Origin of the sequence: Pseudomonas sp. SHLD1 (genome assembly GCF_028640935.1) — a bacterium.
GTDB classification, from domain to species: Bacteria; Pseudomonadota; Gammaproteobacteria; order Pseudomonadales; family Pseudomonadaceae; genus Chryseomonas; species Chryseomonas aestiva.
This window is the reverse complement of record NZ_JAQZAD010000013.1, coordinates 1,045,387-1,060,670: the sequence shown is the minus strand read 5'-3', so window position 1 is coordinate 1,060,670 and position 15,284 is coordinate 1,045,387. Positions and strand designations below refer to the sequence as shown.

The window sequence follows — 15,284 nt, the reverse complement described above, 5'->3', positions numbered from 1 at the left end:
TTGGTAGCCACGTCGCGCATCAGGCGCCGACGTGACGCTCCTGATGCGCGGTGGCCTGGAGCAGATCGAGGTACAGCGAGGCATAGGGCTTGGCGCATTCGGACCAGAAGAACGGGCCCTGCATTGCCCGGTGACGCATGGCCAGCAGCAGGTCCTGACGTTCGAACACACCCAGGGCGCGGTCGATGGCGCTGATGTAGTTTTCCAGCGACAGTGGGGCGAACAGGAAGCCGGTGGTGCCGTCCTCGATACTGTCGGCCAGACCACCGGTACGGGTGGCGATCGGCAGGGAGGCGAAGCGCTGGGCGTACATTTGGCTCAGGCCGCACGGCTCGAAGCGCGAGGGCATCAGCAGGAAGTCGCTGCCGGCGTACATGCGCCGTGCTTCGGTTTCGCAGAAGCCGATGTGGGCGCTGACGCGACCGGGATAGCGCAGGGCCAGGGCCCGTACCTGACGCTCGATGTGCGGCTCGCCACAGCCAATGATCATCAGCTGGCCGCCGCGGGCAACGATGTGATCGGCCGCCTGGATGGTCAGGTCGATGCCTTTCTGCTGGACCAGCCGCGAGACTACCGCGAACAGCGGGCCGTTGGAGGGCTCCAGATCGAATTCCTCGCGAATGCGCGCCGCGTTGACCGCCTTGCCATCCCAGTCGGATTCGGTGAACTGCTGGCACAGGTGCGGATCGCTACAGGCGCTCCAGCCATCGTCGATGCCGTTGAGCAGACCGGTCAGCTTGCCGTCCCGCGCCTTGACCTGCAGCAGTCCTTCCAGGCCACAGCCGAACTCGGGCGTGGTGATCTCGTGGGCATAGGTGTGGCTGACCGTGGTGATGTGGTCGGCATAGACCAGACCGGCCTTGAGAAAGGAGACCTTGCCCCAGAATTCGAGGCCTTCCATCTGGAAGGCATGAGCGGGAATGTCCAGGTCGGCCATGACCGACGCCGGGAACAGACCCTGGTAGGCCAGGTTGTGGATGGTGGTCAGGCAGGGGGTGCTGGCACCCTTCCAGCGCAGGTAGCCGGCGGCCAGGCCGGTTTGCCAGTCGTTGAGGTGCAGCAGATCCGGTACCCAGCGAATCGAGGCGTCGCCCAGGGCGAAGTCGGCGGCGGCGCTGGCCAGACGACCGAAACGGATGTGGTTGTCGGCCCAGTCGGCACCGTTCAGGTCGCCGTAGGGATTGCCCGAGCGCTCGTACAGCTCGGGACAGATCAATACATAGACGACCAGCCCGTCGTCCAGATTGACGCGGCCGATGTCACAGGCGGGCATGGCGGCACGGGCGGCGATGCGGCCGACCATCTGCACACGGTCCTTGATGGCGGCCATCACCTGACGGTAACCGGGGATCAGCACCCGGACGTCATGGGAGGCGGCGAGGGCGCGCGGCAGGGCGCCCGAAACCTCGCCCAGACCACCGGCCTTGACGAAGTCGGAAATTTCCGGGGTCACGAAAAGGATGCGTTTGCGGCTTTCGACAACGGAGCTCAGCGTCAGCTGAGGCTCATCCGTGCGCTTGCGAGGAGAGCTGGATCTGGTGGAAAGAGTGGCAGTTTCAACGGGCTCCAGAGCCCCAAGTTTCCCCACGACGGCATTTGCCATGGTGCGCTCCCAATGCAGCAAGTTCGAGACTGAGGTTTACCTGATTGCTTCTTCCTGAAGCTCGATGCTCCTGGTTCAAAAACGCCTACAGCCGAGCTGCTACAGCCTTTTTGCCGGTCATCTCTTCTGAGATGTCTGGATATGGGCGAGAACTGCTTCGCGGATTTCCAGATTGCTCTCGCACTGACTCTCGGACAACGTCACAAGTTTCCTGCTCGAATGTTGCGGTCCTGCTGCGTATTGCCAAATACATGCCCAAAAGCTGGCGCTCACTCTTGGTGCGCTAAGAAATAAGCCGCAGGTGAACCGCTTAATGGCCACCTGATCGAGACAATTAGCCGATAAATCAGACTTCTGGCTGGCGTACGACCGGTTCGTGCCTTTCGTCGGATTGTGGTGTGGAAAGCACATCGCGACGTCCCAGCTCGGTTCGCAGCTTGGGCAGGCAGAGGGGGAATTCACGATTGATGTAGGTGATCAGCCGTTCCCGCACGAAGCAGCGCAGGTCCCAGTTCTTCGAGGAATCGCCGGAGCTCACCAGCACCCGGATCTGGATGGAATCATGGGACGCATCGGTTACCTGCAACACGCAGACACGCTCGTCCCATAAATGGGGCACCTCGGCACAGGCGCGTTCCAATTCAGTGCGGATCGGCGCCAGCGGCAGGGAATAGTCAACCCATATGAAGACCGACCCGATCAGGCTGGAGGATGAGCGCGTCCAGTTCTGGAAGGGGGTCTCGATGAAATATTGCAGGGGAACCACCAGACGGCGGTCGTCCCAGATGCGTACCACCACGTAGGTGCCGGTGATCTCTTCCACCCGGCCCCATTCCCCCTCGACGATGACCACGTCGTCGAGCCGGATCGGCTGCGTCACGGCGATCTGCAGACCGGCGATGAGATTGCCCAGCACTGGGCGCGCGGCGATACCCGCGACCAGGCCGGCGACGCCGGCGGAGGCGAGCAGGCTGGCACCCACCTGGCGAACCGCGGGAAAGGTCATCAGCATCAGGGCGATACCCACCAGCAGCACTATGAAGCTGAGGCTGCGTACCAGCACCCGATTCTGCGTCTGGATACGCCGCGCCCGCAGGTTGTCCGCCACATCCACGGGATTGCGCAGGGCGATGGTGGCGCCGACGGCCTTGACCGCCCTGAGACCCAGCCAGGTGAAGGCAGCGATGCTCAGCAGACCGGTGAGGTGCTGTACCGCACGCAACAGCGGCAGGGCATCGGGTGCGGAATTCCAGACACCTTGCAGCACTACCAGGGGTACCGCCAGCCGCGCCGGCTTCTCGGCGTACTTCACCAGGTTGCGCGCCAGCAGGAAGGGGTTGGCCAGCCGGCGAACGGCTGCGAACGCGAGCATCAGGAGGATGCTGCTGATCAGCAGGGCGACCCCTGCCGCGATCAGCGTGGTGATCCAGGGGGCGTTGAGCCAACCTGTCCAGTCGATGGCCGTCATGCGCATTTCCTCAGGCAGACGGCTTCCCGGGATCCTGAAAAGCTGACGCGTCGGAATCGCGGGAAGCCTTTCGAGATACCTGTTTTCCGACTGAGGGGCTCCGCCACGGTTCCCCGGGGAATCGGCAAAAGGCTCTGCTCATTAATACCACCCCTGTAGGAAAAAGCTTGTTCGGCTCCCGGTAGATTTTTCTGTCGATCAGTGGGGCGGGATGTCGCACCTCGCGTCTAAGCTCAGAGGAGACCGCGCAGCGGACGCCGGATAGGAGTAGAATTCGCGCCCCAACGAGATACGTCCAGTCAGATGGCGGACCTGCGGAGATCGAGACGGATTTATGAAGCCAGTGGTAGTGGTTGTCGAAGACGAGAACATGTTGCTCGGGCTGATGGAAGAGGTGCTCGAAGGCGAAGGCTTTCAGGTGCATACCTTCGGTACCGCGGACCAAGCCTGGGAATACCTGTCGAGCGCACGTCCGACGCCGGATCTGCTGATCACCGATGTCCGCATGCCAGGTGCCATCGATGGCCTGGAGCTGGCGCGCCGCGTCAAGCAGCAGCTGCCGGGTCTGCCCATCATCGTCTCTTCGGGATATTTCGAAGAACTCCAGCCCGAACGCGCCCCGGATATCTATTATCTGCCCAAGCCCTGGCGCTTCGATGACCTGCTGGCCGGCTGCTTCCGCTTCCTCAATCAGCGCAAAGGCTGATTGCTGTCCGCTGCGGCCTGGTTCCAGGCCGTATGCGCTTCTCGACGCTCAAGGTGTCCGTAGCTGTCCAGCTCTGTACCTAAGCTGATTCCATTTCGTTATTTATCTGACCATCCTTAGATCGTTTAGCTTGGCCTCCATCAGGCATCGAGTCGATGCCGAGGGCGTGCTGCGGCACGCCTGCCGACAAGGAGGCCGTTGTGAATTCGCTGATCAAATCCCTGGTTCTGGCTATAGGTGTGGCAGCCCTGGCAGGGCAGGCGCACGCTGCTGATCTGGTGGTGGGTTACCAGACCGGTGTCGATCCGTCCAAGGTTGCCCAGGCCGATGGCCTCTACGACAAGGCGCTCGGTCAGAAGATCGATTGGCGTCGTTTCAACAGCGGTCCCGAGGTCGTCGCCGCGTTGGCGTCCGGTGATGTGCAGATCGGCAATCTCGGCTCCAGCCCGCTGGCAGCGGCCACCTCGCGCAAGCTGCCGCTGGTGACCTTCATCGTCTCCGCCCAGATCGACTCAGCCGAGGCACTGGTGGTGCGCGATGGCAGCGGTATCGGCAAACCCGAGCAACTGGTCGGCAAGACCATCGCCACCCCCTTCGTCTCCACCTCGCACTACAGCCTGCTCGGAGCGCTCAAGCATTGGGAGGTGGATCCGACCAAGGTCAAGATCGTCAACCTCAATCCTACCGAGATCGCCGCCGCCTGGCGCCGCGGTGACATCGATGGCGCCTTCGTCTGGTCGCCCGCGCTGGGCGAGATCAAGAAGAATGGCAAGGTCCTCGCCGATGCGGCCCAGGTGGGCAGCTGGGGTGCGCCCACCTTCGAGGTCTGGGTGGCGCGCAAGGACTTCGCCGAAAAGCATCCCGAGATCGTTGCTCGATACGCCAAGGTCACCTTGCAGGCCTTCGCCGACTACCAGGCCCACGGCAAAGAATGGAACGCACAGTCCGAGCAGGCCAGGAAAATCGCACGCCTGACCGGCGCCGACGCTGCGGACATTCCCGAATTGCTGGCGGGCTCGCGCTACCCGGACGCCCAGGCGCAACTCGGCCCTGATCTGCTGGGTGGTGGCACGGCCAAGGCCATCGCTCGCACCGCCGAATTCCTCAAGGAACAGAAGCGCATTCCCAAGGTGCTCGACGACTACTCGCCCTATGTCAGCGCCGAGTACGTCCGCAAGGCCCAGTGACGACCCTTCCACGCCACGACTCGCCCCTCTCCGGAGGGGCTTTTTTCCCTGCCGACAGGAGCCGGTCATGAGTCGACTCACCCTGGAACAGGCCAGCCTCGGATTCGTCCGGCGTGGCCGTCTGCAACCCATCCTGCAGCGTCTCGATCTCGCGGTGGAGAAGGGCGCCTCCGTGGTCGTGCTGGGCCCGTCCGGCTGCGGTAAATCCAGCCTGCTCAACGTGCTCGCCGGTTTCCAACCCCTCGATGAAGGGCGCGTGCAGCTCGATGGCCGGATCCTTGAAGGGCCGGGCGGCGAACGCGGCGTGGTGTTCCAGGACGATGCCCTGATGCCCTGGCTCAATGCACTCGATAACGTCGCCCTGGGCCTCCGCCTGCGCGGGCTGAGTCGCCGCGAGCGCGAGACCAGGGCCCGCGAAATGCTCGAGCTGGTGGGGCTGACGCAACATGCCGAGCATGCCATCGGCGAGCTGTCCGGTGGACAGCGCCAACGTCTGGGGCTGGCCCGCGCCCTGGCGGTAGATCCGGATTTCCTGCTGCTGGACGAGCCCTTCGGCGCTCTCGATGCCCTGACCCGGGAACGGATGCAGGTGCTGCTGCTGGACGTCTGGAAACGCACCGGCAAGGGCCTGTTTCTCATCACCCACAGCGTCGACGAGGCGCTGTTCCTGGCGACCGAGCTTCTGGTGCTGGACGGGCCGCCCGCGTGCATCGTCCGCCGCCTGGAGGTGCCTTTCGCCCGCCGCTATCTGGCGGGGGAACCCGTGCGCGAGATCAAGGCCGATCCACGCTTCGCCGAGCTGCGCCAGGAGTTGCTCGATCTCTTTCTGCAGGAGTCTCCCGATCATGCCCTCTGACACCCTGACAACCTCCCTGCGCGATACCCGGGAACGTCGTCGACTGCACCTTGACCGCCGCCGCGTGGCAGCGTTGGGCACCCTGGTTGGCGTGGCGACGCTCTGGTGGAGCGCGACCCATCTGGGTTGGGTGGATACCCTGTTCCTGCCATCTCCCGAGCAACTGCTGGTCGCCCTGCAGGGGTTGCTCGCCGAGGGCTATCTGGACGCCAGTCTCTGGCAGCATCTGGGCACCAGCCTGTTGCGGGTGCTGGCTGCGCTGCTGGCCGCCGTGCTGACCGCGGTACCCCTGGGTATCGCCATGGGCCTCAACCCGACCCTGAATGCCGCTCTGGATCCGCTGGTGGAGTTCTATCGTCCGATTCCGCCGTTGGCCTACCTGCCGCTGATGGTGATCTGGTTCGGCATCGGCGAGCTGTCCAAGGTGCTGCTGATCTATCTGGCGCTGTTCGCGCCCTTGCTGATCGCCACCGTGGGTGGGGTGCGCCGGGTCGATCGGGCGCGACTTCAGGCGGTACGTTGCCTGGGCGCCTCGCGCGGCCAGGTGGTGCGTCACGTCATCCTCCCCAGTGCCTTGCCCGATATCCTCACCGGGCTGCGTATCGCCCTGGGTGTGGGCTGGTCGACCCTGGTGGCCGCTGAACTGATCGCCGCCAATCGGGGCCTGGGCTTCATGGTGCAATCGGCCGCGCAATTCATGGCCACCGAAGTGGTGGTGGTGGGCATCCTGCTGATCGCCAGCATTGCCCTGTCTATCGAACTGGGCCTGCGCGCCCTGCAGCGGCGCTACGCCGGCTGGAACTAGGGAGGCGACGATGACCATTACCTTCGAGCGTCTGAGCCCCGCCCTCGGTGCACGCGTCCATGGCCTGGATCTGCGCGAGCCTCTGGATCCCGCGAGTCATGCCGCACTACACCAGGGTTTGCTGGAGCATCAGGTGTTGTTTCTGCGTGACCAGTTGCTCACGCCACGCCAGCAACGGGACGTGGCAGCCCATTTCGGCGATCTGCACATCCATCCGATCTATCCCAAGCATCCCGAGCAGGCGGAAATCCTGGTGCTGGATACCGAGTTGAACGACCTGAGAGACAACGCGCTCTGGCATACGGATGTCACCTTCATCCAGACGCCGCCGCTGGGGTCGCTGCTCAGCGCGCGCCAGGTGCCTGCCTATGGCGGCGATACCCTCTGGGCGAGCAGTTCGGCGGCCTATGCGGCGTTGTCCGTGCCGTTGCGCGAGTTGCTCGATGGCCTCAGTGCCTGGCATGACCTGAGCAAATCCTTTCCGCTGGAACGCTTCGGCCATACGCCGGAAGGCTTGCAGCGTTTCAACGCGGCACGCGTGGCCAATCCGCCGGTGCGTCATCCGGTGATAAGGGTTCACCCGGAAACCAGGGCCAAAGGGCTTTTCGTCAGCGCCGGCTTCACCACTCGGATCGTCGAGCTGGAAGAGGCCGAGAGCGAGGCGCTGCTGCAATTGCTGTTCGCCCACGCCGCGCGACCGGAATTCCAGGTGCGCTGGCAGTGGCAGGCGGGCGATCTGGCCTTCTGGGACAACCGCATCACCCAGCACTATGCCTGTGACGACTATCGTCCGCAGCGGCGCGTGATGCACCGGGCGACCATTCTGCGTGACCGCCCCTATGGGCCAGGCGAGAGGACGTGATGACCCATCCCGCGGCCGGGATAGGCCAGCATCTCAGCGGGGCGATCAGTTGCCCAGGACGTCGACCAGCCCCAGGACGAAGAACAGCACGATGCACACCGCCGCCACGGCGACGGGGATGAAGCGCGGATCCTTGATCGCCTTCCATATGGCCTGACGATTACTGCGCGACCTTTCCATGACACCGCTCCAGGAGGAAAGCCGGCGAGCTTAAAGCATCGCCGGGGGCGGCGAACAGCGGGGCAGGGCGGCTCTCGTCGGCATTTCCGCCCGCTTCGGCCGCTAGGCGACGCCGATCTTCCACTGTGGCGGTGGCGGCGTGCCGTTGACCGCGAAGTCGCCGACGATGCGATCCTTGTAGATGCGCGGATTATGGGAGGCGAGGGTACGGGCATTGCGCCAGAAGCGATCCAGTCCCTGAGGTTTCAGCGTGGCCGAGGCGCCCAGGGCGTCGAACAGGCGTCCGGACGCGTCGATGATCAGGTCCGTGACCACATTGAGCGACTGGCAGACCTCCAGTTCGGCCAGTTCCACCGCGCGATCCTCGGCCGCCTGGTCATCCGCCTGCCTGAGGTCATGCACGCGCTGCAGCGCCTCGGCATTCTTCAGCGCGATCACTCCAGCGCAGTAGGCGGCGCTGCGCACCTGGCCGACCACGGCCAGCACCTGCGGATCCTGGCTGACTCGGTCGGCATTGCCGATGGTGAAGGTGCGCGTGCGAGCGGCGACCGCGGCCGCCACCTCGCTGCTCATGGCCCGCCCCATGCCTGCCAGGTTGGCGAGGTGGAATACCTGGAAGAAGCCCGGCGAATAGCGGAAGCGCTCGCCGACCGTGACCACGTCCGCGGGCTCCACCCGCACATTGGTAAAGGTGGCCGTGCCGCTGGCGGTCAGCGTCTGGCCGAAGCCATTCCAGTCATCCACCACCTCCACGCCGGGGGCGTCGCGGCGGATGGTCGCCATGACGCGATTGCCGGCGTCATCGGTGGCGCCCACGTCGATCCAGTCCGCATAGAGCGAACCCGTGGTATAGAACTTGGTGCCGGAGAGCAGCAGGGCCTCGCCCTCCCGGCGCAGGCGGGTACTGAATTCGGCCCGCCGGGCATCGCCCACCTCGCTGGAGGCCGGACCCAAGGTTTCACCCGCGGCGATACGGGCGAACCAGCGGCTGCGGCGTGCCTGGTCATCGCTGTTGAGCAAGCCCTCGACAAAGCCCATATGGCCACGCAGCGCCTGCACCAGATTGGAATCGGCCTCACCCAGTTCGATGAGCAGGGCGAACAGTTCCGGCAGGGTGACGCCCGCACCGCCATGCTCGACCGGCAACCGCAAGGCGGTGAAACCGGCCGCCTTCAGCCAGGCCAATTCTTCGACCGGCAGTCGCCGCTGCACCTCGCGTTCTATGGCGCCCGCGCGAATACGCTGGAACAGCGGCTGGAAGCGGCCCGAGAGCTCGGCGTGGCGGGCGGAGGGGCCGGCGCCCCAGCCTGCGGAAATGATGCTCATGGAAGAGAAGCTCCTTCTGGTCGTGTCAGCAGAGAGTCGGGAAGCGCGAGCCCAAGACGAGCCAGTTCGGTATGGGCGGCACGGGTGCAGCCGATCAGCACCATCGCCGCCATCAGGCGCCGGCCGAGGGTTCCCACGAGAGCTACCCGCGCTGTAGCAACGTATCGGGTGCGCGTTGCCGTTCCGACCGATTCAGGGTCGTCAACCTCGATAGCGGAGGGGGGCCTGGGCACGGCGGACGCTTCCAGGCCGGCAACGAACTTCACCTTTGGTGTTCGAGCAGACGGAGCAGGCAGAAGAGTTTTGTCAGACAGCGGCATGGCAAACTTTGAAGTAAGGGAAAGTTGGCGGGAGTGTAGATGAGCGCTCAAGCGCGCCGCCAAGCTTCAAAGCTGCTAAGGATATGTCTTTAATTGATTTCTAATGCAGGTGTTGCTCGCGCAACAGTTGATCGCTGCCAGATCAGTATTTGCTTATAAGCTTATGATTTTTGGGATATTCGGCTATGCAAAGTCAGGCGTGTGAGATGGCTAGAGTGAGGCGTTTAATTAGGTGGAGCTACAAGGGTGCGGTCGTCGAATAACTTATTCTTCATGAAGTAATGCCTTAACGATATTTGGCTTATCTATTGTTCTTCCCTAGAGTCAGCCTTGATTTCTCGTTATCAGGACCCTGCGGTGACTGTCTATCTCGATGCGCGGCACCGCCGCCTGATCAAGCTGCTCCTGCATACCGCCACCGGTCGAAGCGAATGGCCAACCTGGGGGCTGATCGTGGGTGTCTACGCCGGCTGGCTGACGCTCGTCTGGGCGTGGCCGCTACTGGGTTTCTGGATCCTGCCGCCGCTGACGATCCTGGTGGTGCTGCATCAGTCCCTGCAACACGAGTTGATTCATGGCCATCCGACCCGCTGGCCCGGGGTGAACGCCTTTCTCGCCTATCCGCCCCTCGGCCTCTGGTTTCCCTTTCCGCTCTATCGCGACAGCCACCTGGCGCACCATCGGCGCGAGAACCTCACCGATCCGGCCCTCGATCCCGAGAGCCGTTATGTCGATGGCGAACTCTGGGAGCAGCGAGGGCAGGTCGGGCGTGCGCTGCTCTGGATGGACAAGACCCTGATCGGGCGGCTCCTGGTAGGCCCGATCCTGTCGCTGCACGGCATGCTCGACCACGAAGTGCGCCGCGGGCGGCGCGGGGAGCGGGGCGTGCTGCGCGTCTGGCTGATTCATCTGGCGCTGTGTGCAGGCTTGCTCCTGGCGATCCACTGGCTGTCCGGCATGCCCCTGGAGGTCTATGTGCTAGGGGTAGCCTGGCCGGCGCTGGCCGTGGCGCTGATCCGATCCTTCTACGAGCACCGCCCGGCGCCGGATCCTGCACACAGATGCGTACTCAACGAAAGCGGTGGAGCGCTGCGCTGGCTATTCCTGAATAACACCCTGCATCTGGTTCACCATGATCTGCCGGGCTTGTCCTGGTATTTCATTCCACGGATCTATCGAGCCAGGCGCCGTGCCTACCAGGCCCGCAGTGGTGGCTTCCTGTTTTCCGGCTATCGCGAGTTGGGCCGACGTTTTGCCTGGCGCGCGGTGGATGCGCCACTGCATCCTCAAGCGCAAGCCGCGGGTACGCCGCCTGCCATAGTTCCAATCACCAGTTAATACCACCCCTTAAAGGCTGTTCAGCGTCTTTCGACTCCTCTGCTGCAGCCCTCAACGGCGAAGGTATCAGCCTCGATCGCGACGCTATGGTCGTCATGATCGAATACCGTCGTTGCAGCGCAGACGAAGCGACGCAAATTGGGAGCGCTCCGGCTTCGCCAGACAGGGCTGTAGTCGAACGGATGGCTTCCAGGATCGCCTCGTCAGGCCTGGTGTGCATCGCCCCTGGCCGATTTCTGCAGCAGTCTGACCAGGGCGCGGACACTTTCCGGCAGCGCCTCCAGATCCCTGACCAGGATATTTCGCTCGCGCAGCGCCCAGGGCTCTTCGAGCCGTACCGTCTTGATGGCCATGCTTTTGCCGTGATGCTGGGCGGCGGATTCGGGCAGGATGCCGATGCCCACCCTGGCTTCGACCATGCGGCACACGGCCTCGAAACTGGAGAGCTGGATACGCAGATTCAGGGTGGCACCGAGACGCTCCACCTGATCCCGCAGGAAATTCAGCAGGCTGGTGCCCTCGCGCAGGCAGATGTGCTGATAGTCCAGGGTCTCCCGCAAGGTGACCTGGGGCAGGCTCGCCAAGGGATGATCGGTCGGCACGACCAGCGTCAGGCGGTCCATGCTGTAGGGCAGGATCTGCAGGTTGCTGGCCTCGATCAGTCCGGCGGTGATGCCCAGATCCGCTGCCCCGTCGATGACCCCCCTGACGATGTCACGATTGAGACGCTCCTGCAGATCCACCGTCACTCCGGGACGGTCGGCGAGATAGCCGGCCAGCAACGCCGGGAGGAACTCGGTGACCGCCGTGGTGTTGGCGAAGATGCGGATATGTCCGCTGGCATCGCTGTGGTACTCGGTGAATTCGCCTTTGAGGAAATCCACCTGACGCATGACCAGGCGGGCATGTTGCAGCAGGCGCTGACCGGCCGGCGTGAGCTCCACGCCGCGGCTGTCACGGTATAGCAAGCGGATGCCGAATTGGCTTTCGAGAGCCTTTATCCGGGCGCTGGCAGCTGCCGGAGAAAGGGCGGCCCGACGTGCGCCCTGGGTCAGGCTGGGCGATTCGGCGATATGGATGAAAAGCCGCAGGTCAGGCAGGTCGAAATGCATGCTCTTGTCTCGGTACGTCTTTTGGCGTTCAGCCTAGCCGAATGCCGGCTTACGCAAATGTAAATTCACAGAACGAAACAACTCCCCGCAAGCTGATCGAGAGCCTGATGACGGGAGCCAAACATGAACACTACGTCGACCGAAGCCTGGGTGGGCCGGACGCTCGAAACCCAGGAGTTTCTGGGCCAACGCCAGGTTGCGCGCATTGCCCATACCCTCGACGAACCGCCGTTGGCTGCAGGCGAGGCGCTGCCGCCGCTCTGGCACTGGGCCTTCTTCGATAATCCCGTGGCAGGTGCCCAGCTCGGGCCCGATGGTCATGCGGCGCGGGGCACCTTCCTGCCGCCGGCGGAAGGGCGTAATCGCATGTGGGCGGGTGGACGCCTGGAGTTTCTCGGTGAATTGCGCGTTGACGAGCGGGCCCGCTGCATCTCGACGCTGCTGCGGGTCGAGGAGAAGGTGGGCCGCAGCGGCAGCCTGCTGTTCGTGACCGTCGAGCATCGCTATTTCCAGCGCGACGAACTGGTACTGCGCGAGGAGCAGGATCTGGTCTATCGCGAGCCCGGGGCGCCCAAGGCGGGCACCGGCGAAGCCATCGCGCTCGGCGGCTGGGCGGAGTCGGTGGTGCCCGAGCCCACGTTGCTGTTCCGCTATTCCGCGGTGACCTTCAACGGTCATCGCATCCACTACGACTGGCCCTACGCGACCCAGCAGGAGGGCTATGCCGGTCTGGTCGTCCACGGCCCGCTCATCGCGACCCTGTTGCTGCGCAGCTTCCGTCGCGCCCATCCCACCGCGCGGATACGCCAATTCAGTTATCGCGGCGTTCGTCCGCTGATCGCGCCCACTCCCTTCACGCTCAGTGGTCAGGTCATCGCGCCCGGCGAAGCGGAGCTGTGGGCCGGAAATGGCGACGGTGCCGCCCAGGTGGCTCAGTTGCGTTTCGAGTGACAGCGGTGCCCCTATAACGACAAGAGAGAAAACCCCATGCTGGACGAACGACTAGAAGAATTCGCCGCCATTCGCGACGGCGTCCGTGGCCTCTGCGCGGGCTTTCCGGCCGAATACTGGCGCCGAATCGATGAGCAGAAGGGCTTTCCCCAGGACTTCGTCCAGGCGATGACCGAGGCAGGCTGGCTGTCCGCGATGATTCCGGAAGCCTATGGCGGCTCGGGGCTGGGCCTGGCCGAGGCGTCCATCATCCTGGAAGAGGTGAACCGCTGCGGGGGCAACTCCGGCACCATCCATGGGCAGATGTACAACATGTTCACCCTGCTGCGGAACGGCAGCGAAGAACAGAAGAACAGCTATCTGCCACGGCTGGCCAGCGGCGAGCTGCGGCTTCAGTCCATGGGCGTCACCGAGCCCACCACCGGCACCGACACGACCAAGATCAAGACCACGGCGGTGCGCAAGGGCGATCGCTATGTGATCAACGGGCAGAAGGTGTGGATCTCCCGCGTGCAGCATTCCGATCTGATGATCCTGCTGGCGCGGACCACACCCCTGGAGGCCGTCCAGCGCAAGTCCGAAGGTATGTCGATCTTTCTGGTGGATCTGCGTGAGGCCATCGGCAAGGGGCTCACGGTTCGGCCCATCCCCAACATGGTCAACCACGAGACCAACGAACTGTTCTTCGACGAGCTGGAAATTCCCGCCAGCAACCTGATCGGCGAGGAGGGCAAGGGTTTTCGCTACATCCTCGACGGCCTCAATGCCGAACGCACCCTGATTGCCGCGGAATGCATTGGCGATGGCCGCTGGCTCGTCGAGAAGGCCAGTCACTATGCCCGCGACCGGGTGGTATTCGGTCGACCCATCGGGCAGAACCAGGGCGTGCAGTTTCCCATCGCCGAGGCCCATATCGAGATCGAGGCCGCCGATCTGATGCGCTGGCACGCCTGCGATCTGTACGACCGCGGCGAAAACGCCGGGGCTGCGGCCAACATGGCCAAGTACCTGGCGGCCAAGGCCAGCTGGGAGGCGGCCAACGCCTGTCTGCAGACGCACGGTGGCTTTGGCTTCGCCACCGAGTACGACGTCGAGCGCAAGTTTCGCGAGACGCGCCTGTACCAGGTGGCGCCCATCTCCACCAATCTCATTCTTTCTTACGTGGCCGAGCACCTGCTCGAATTGCCGCGCTCGTTCTAGGGTGACTTCCATGACCCATACCGAACGTCTGGCGGCCTATCTTGGCGAGCTGGTCTATGCGGATCTGCCGGCCACCGTCGTCACTCGGACCGAAGAGCTGTTTCTCGACTGGCTGGGCTCCGCACTGGCCAGCGATGGCAGCCATCCCATACCGCTGTTCCATGCCTATGCGCAGACCATGGGCCCCCGCGGGGGGCGGGCCCGGGTACTCGTCGCGCCCTACGGCACCTCGCCGTACTCCGCCGCGCTGGTCAATGGCGCCGCCTCTCATCTGGTGGAGCAGGATGATCTGCACAACAGCTCGGTGCTGCATCCGGGGACGGTGGTCTTTTCCGCCGCACTGGCCGCGGCCCAGGACCTGGGAAAAAGCGGGCAGGAGCTGATCGTCGCCGCGGTCGCCGGCTACGAGGCGGGCATCCGCATCGGTGAATTCCTCGGGCGCTCGCACTATCGGATCTTCCACACCACGGCCACCGTCGGCACCCTGGCCGCGGCGGTGGCGGTGGGCAAATTGCTGGGCTTCAACCGGGAGCAGTTCATCCAGGTGCTTGGCAACGCGGGCACCCAGGCGGCGGGGCTCTGGGAGTTCCTGCGTGACGCGGCGGATTCCAAGCAACTGCATACCGCCAAGGCAGCGGCGGATGGGCTGCTGGCGGCCTATCTCACGGCGCAGGGGCTGACCGGTGCGCGCAACATCCTGGAAGGCGAGCAGGGGATGGCCGCCGGCCTTTCCAGTGACGCCGACGCCCGCCGCCTGAGCGATGGCCTGGGTCAGCGCTGGGCCTTGCTGGAAACCTCGTTCAAGTTCCATGCGTCCTGTCGGCATACCCATCCTGCCGCCGATGCCCTGTTGGACCTGATGCAGCGCGAGCGCCTGGCGCCCGAGGACATCGCCCAGGTGACAGCGCGAGTTCACCAGGGCGCTCTGGACGTGCTCGGTCGCGTAGACGTGCCGCGTACCGTGCATCAGGCGAAGTTTTCCATGGGCACGGTGCTGGGCCTGATCGCCGTCCATGGCAAGGCGCAACTGGGTGAATTCGCGAATTCCGCGCTGAACGATCCCGCGGTCGCGGCCTTCCGCGCGCGAGTCGGCATGCGGCTGGACCCCGAGGTCGATGCCGCCTATCCCCGGCGTTGGCTGGGAAGGGTCGAGGTGACGACCCGCCAGGGCGCCGTTCTACAGGGGCGTATCGACGAGCCCAAGGGTGATCCCGGCAATACCCTCGACCGGGCTGAATTGGAAGACAAGTTCCGCCGGCTGGTCGCCTTCGCCGGCAAACGCCCACCCGTCGAGGCCGAGGCCCTGATCGCCCGGGCCTGGCGGCTGCACGAGGGCGTGGATCTCTACTATTTCACCTGATCTGGAGTGA

14 protein-coding genes are annotated in these 15,284 nt (G+C 64.2%); 9 read left to right on the top strand and 5 right to left on the bottom strand.

The genetic code is table 11. The features are described from left to right. Positions 1-19 precede the first annotated feature (19 nt). Together glgA and PVZ77_RS10340 are read right to left on the bottom strand one after the other, a co-directional pair. A complete protein-coding gene (glgA, locus tag PVZ77_RS10345) occupies positions 20-1,603 on the bottom strand; it encodes a glycogen synthase GlgA (RefSeq protein WP_273807475.1) in 1,584 nt (527 codons plus the stop codon). Between the two features lie 346 nt (positions 1,604-1,949). Further along, positions 1,950-3,071 carry a mechanosensitive ion channel family protein gene (locus PVZ77_RS10340; RefSeq protein ID WP_273807474.1) on the bottom strand — a complete coding sequence of 374 codons (1,122 nt, stop codon included), beginning with the start codon at positions 3,069-3,071 and terminating at the stop codon, positions 1,950-1,952. 334 nt (positions 3,072-3,405) lie between these two features. Between PVZ77_RS10340 and PVZ77_RS10335 the strand changes: the two genes are divergently transcribed. The 5 genes from PVZ77_RS10335 to tauD all read left to right on the top strand — a co-directional run bounded on the left by PVZ77_RS10335 (position 3,406) and on the right by tauD (position 7,487). After that, on the top strand, positions 3,406-3,777 hold the full coding sequence (locus tag PVZ77_RS10335) for a response regulator (protein WP_027599241.1): 372 nt from the start codon (positions 3,406-3,408) through the stop codon (positions 3,775-3,777). A 200-nt stretch (positions 3,778-3,977) separates the two neighbouring features. Beyond that, positions 3,978-4,964, top strand: coding sequence for a taurine ABC transporter substrate-binding protein (tauA, locus tag PVZ77_RS10330; protein ID WP_273807473.1), 987 nt, complete (start codon positions 3,978-3,980; stop codon positions 4,962-4,964). 67 nt (positions 4,965-5,031) lie between these two features. Beyond that, positions 5,032-5,820, top strand: a complete 789-nt coding sequence (locus tag PVZ77_RS10325) for a taurine ABC transporter ATP-binding protein (protein ID WP_273807472.1) — start codon at positions 5,032-5,034, stop codon at positions 5,818-5,820. Further along, positions 5,810-6,625 carry a taurine ABC transporter permease TauC gene (gene tauC / locus PVZ77_RS10320; protein WP_273807471.1) on the top strand — a complete coding sequence of 272 codons (816 nt, stop codon included), beginning with the start codon at positions 5,810-5,812 and terminating at the stop codon, positions 6,623-6,625. The genes PVZ77_RS10325 and tauC overlap by 11 nt, the downstream gene beginning before the upstream one ends. Positions 6,626-6,635: 10 nt before the next feature. After that, positions 6,636-7,487, top strand: coding sequence for a taurine dioxygenase (gene tauD / locus PVZ77_RS10315; protein WP_273807470.1), 852 nt, complete (start codon positions 6,636-6,638; stop codon positions 7,485-7,487). Between the two features lie 45 nt (positions 7,488-7,532). Here tauD and PVZ77_RS10310 read toward each other — a convergent pair whose 3' ends face one another. Together PVZ77_RS10310 and PVZ77_RS10305 are read right to left on the bottom strand one after the other, a co-directional pair. Continuing rightward, on the bottom strand, positions 7,533-7,667 hold the full coding sequence (locus PVZ77_RS10310) for a hypothetical protein (RefSeq protein ID WP_260175613.1): 135 nt from the start codon (positions 7,665-7,667) through the stop codon (positions 7,533-7,535). 102 nt (positions 7,668-7,769) lie between these two features. Further along, positions 7,770-8,993: an acyl-CoA dehydrogenase family protein gene (locus PVZ77_RS10305; RefSeq protein ID WP_273807469.1), complete on the bottom strand. Its 1,224-nt coding sequence runs from the start codon at positions 8,991-8,993 to the stop codon at positions 7,770-7,772. A 677-nt stretch (positions 8,994-9,670) separates the two neighbouring features. Between PVZ77_RS10305 and PVZ77_RS10300 the strand changes: the two genes are divergently transcribed. Beyond that, the gene (locus PVZ77_RS10300) at positions 9,671-10,651 is read left to right on the top strand and encodes a fatty acid desaturase (RefSeq protein ID WP_273807468.1); all 981 of its coding nucleotides are present in this window, start codon (positions 9,671-9,673) and stop codon (positions 10,649-10,651) included. Between the two features lie 203 nt (positions 10,652-10,854). Here the strand turns inward: PVZ77_RS10300 and PVZ77_RS10295 are convergent, their stop codons facing one another. Next, on the bottom strand, positions 10,855-11,763 hold the full coding sequence (locus tag PVZ77_RS10295; protein WP_273807467.1) for a LysR substrate-binding domain-containing protein: 909 nt from the start codon (positions 11,761-11,763) through the stop codon (positions 10,855-10,857). Between the two features lie 123 nt (positions 11,764-11,886). Here PVZ77_RS10295 and PVZ77_RS10290 point away from each other — a divergent pair, with 123 nt between their 5' ends. From PVZ77_RS10290 to PVZ77_RS10280, 3 genes are read left to right on the top strand one after another with little or no spacing between them, the layout of a single operon-like run. After that, the gene (locus tag PVZ77_RS10290; RefSeq protein WP_273807466.1) at positions 11,887-12,714 is read left to right on the top strand and encodes an FAS1-like dehydratase domain-containing protein; all 828 of its coding nucleotides are present in this window, start codon (positions 11,887-11,889) and stop codon (positions 12,712-12,714) included. Between the two features lie 36 nt (positions 12,715-12,750). Beyond that, complete coding sequence (locus tag PVZ77_RS10285) at positions 12,751-13,914, top strand: acyl-CoA dehydrogenase family protein (RefSeq protein ID WP_443218041.1); 1,164 nt, start codon at positions 12,751-12,753, stop codon at positions 13,912-13,914. A 10-nt stretch (positions 13,915-13,924) separates the two neighbouring features. Beyond that, positions 13,925-15,274 (top strand): MmgE/PrpD family protein, encoded by a 1,350-nt coding sequence (locus tag PVZ77_RS10280; RefSeq protein WP_273807465.1) that lies wholly within the window; start codon positions 13,925-13,927, stop codon positions 15,272-15,274. Positions 15,275-15,284: the final 10 nt, after the last annotated feature.

Coding starts and splice junctions, on each gene's coding strand:
- glgA (WP_273807475.1), bottom strand. CDS start 1,603: ATGGCAAATGCCGTCGTGGGGAAACTTGGGGCTCTGGAGCCCGTTGAA.
- PVZ77_RS10340 (WP_273807474.1), bottom strand. CDS start 3,071: ATGACGGCCATCGACTGGACAGGTTGGCTCAACGCCCCCTGGATCACC.
- PVZ77_RS10335 (WP_027599241.1), top strand. CDS start 3,406: ATGAAGCCAGTGGTAGTGGTTGTCGAAGACGAGAACATGTTGCTCGGG.
- PVZ77_RS10325 (WP_273807472.1), top strand. CDS start 5,032: ATGAGTCGACTCACCCTGGAACAGGCCAGCCTCGGATTCGTCCGGCGT.
- tauC (WP_273807471.1), top strand. CDS start 5,810: ATGCCCTCTGACACCCTGACAACCTCCCTGCGCGATACCCGGGAACGT.
- tauD (WP_273807470.1), top strand. CDS start 6,636: ATGACCATTACCTTCGAGCGTCTGAGCCCCGCCCTCGGTGCACGCGTC.
- PVZ77_RS10310 (WP_260175613.1), bottom strand. CDS start 7,667: ATGGAAAGGTCGCGCAGTAATCGTCAGGCCATATGGAAGGCGATCAAG.
- PVZ77_RS10305 (WP_273807469.1), bottom strand. CDS start 8,993: ATGAGCATCATTTCCGCAGGCTGGGGCGCCGGCCCCTCCGCCCGCCAC.
- PVZ77_RS10295 (WP_273807467.1), bottom strand. CDS start 11,763: ATGCATTTCGACCTGCCTGACCTGCGGCTTTTCATCCATATCGCCGAA.
- PVZ77_RS10290 (WP_273807466.1), top strand. CDS start 11,887: ATGAACACTACGTCGACCGAAGCCTGGGTGGGCCGGACGCTCGAAACC.
- PVZ77_RS10285 (WP_443218041.1), top strand. CDS start 12,751: ATGCTGGACGAACGACTAGAAGAATTCGCCGCCATTCGCGACGGCGTC.
- PVZ77_RS10280 (WP_273807465.1), top strand. CDS start 13,925: ATGACCCATACCGAACGTCTGGCGGCCTATCTTGGCGAGCTGGTCTAT.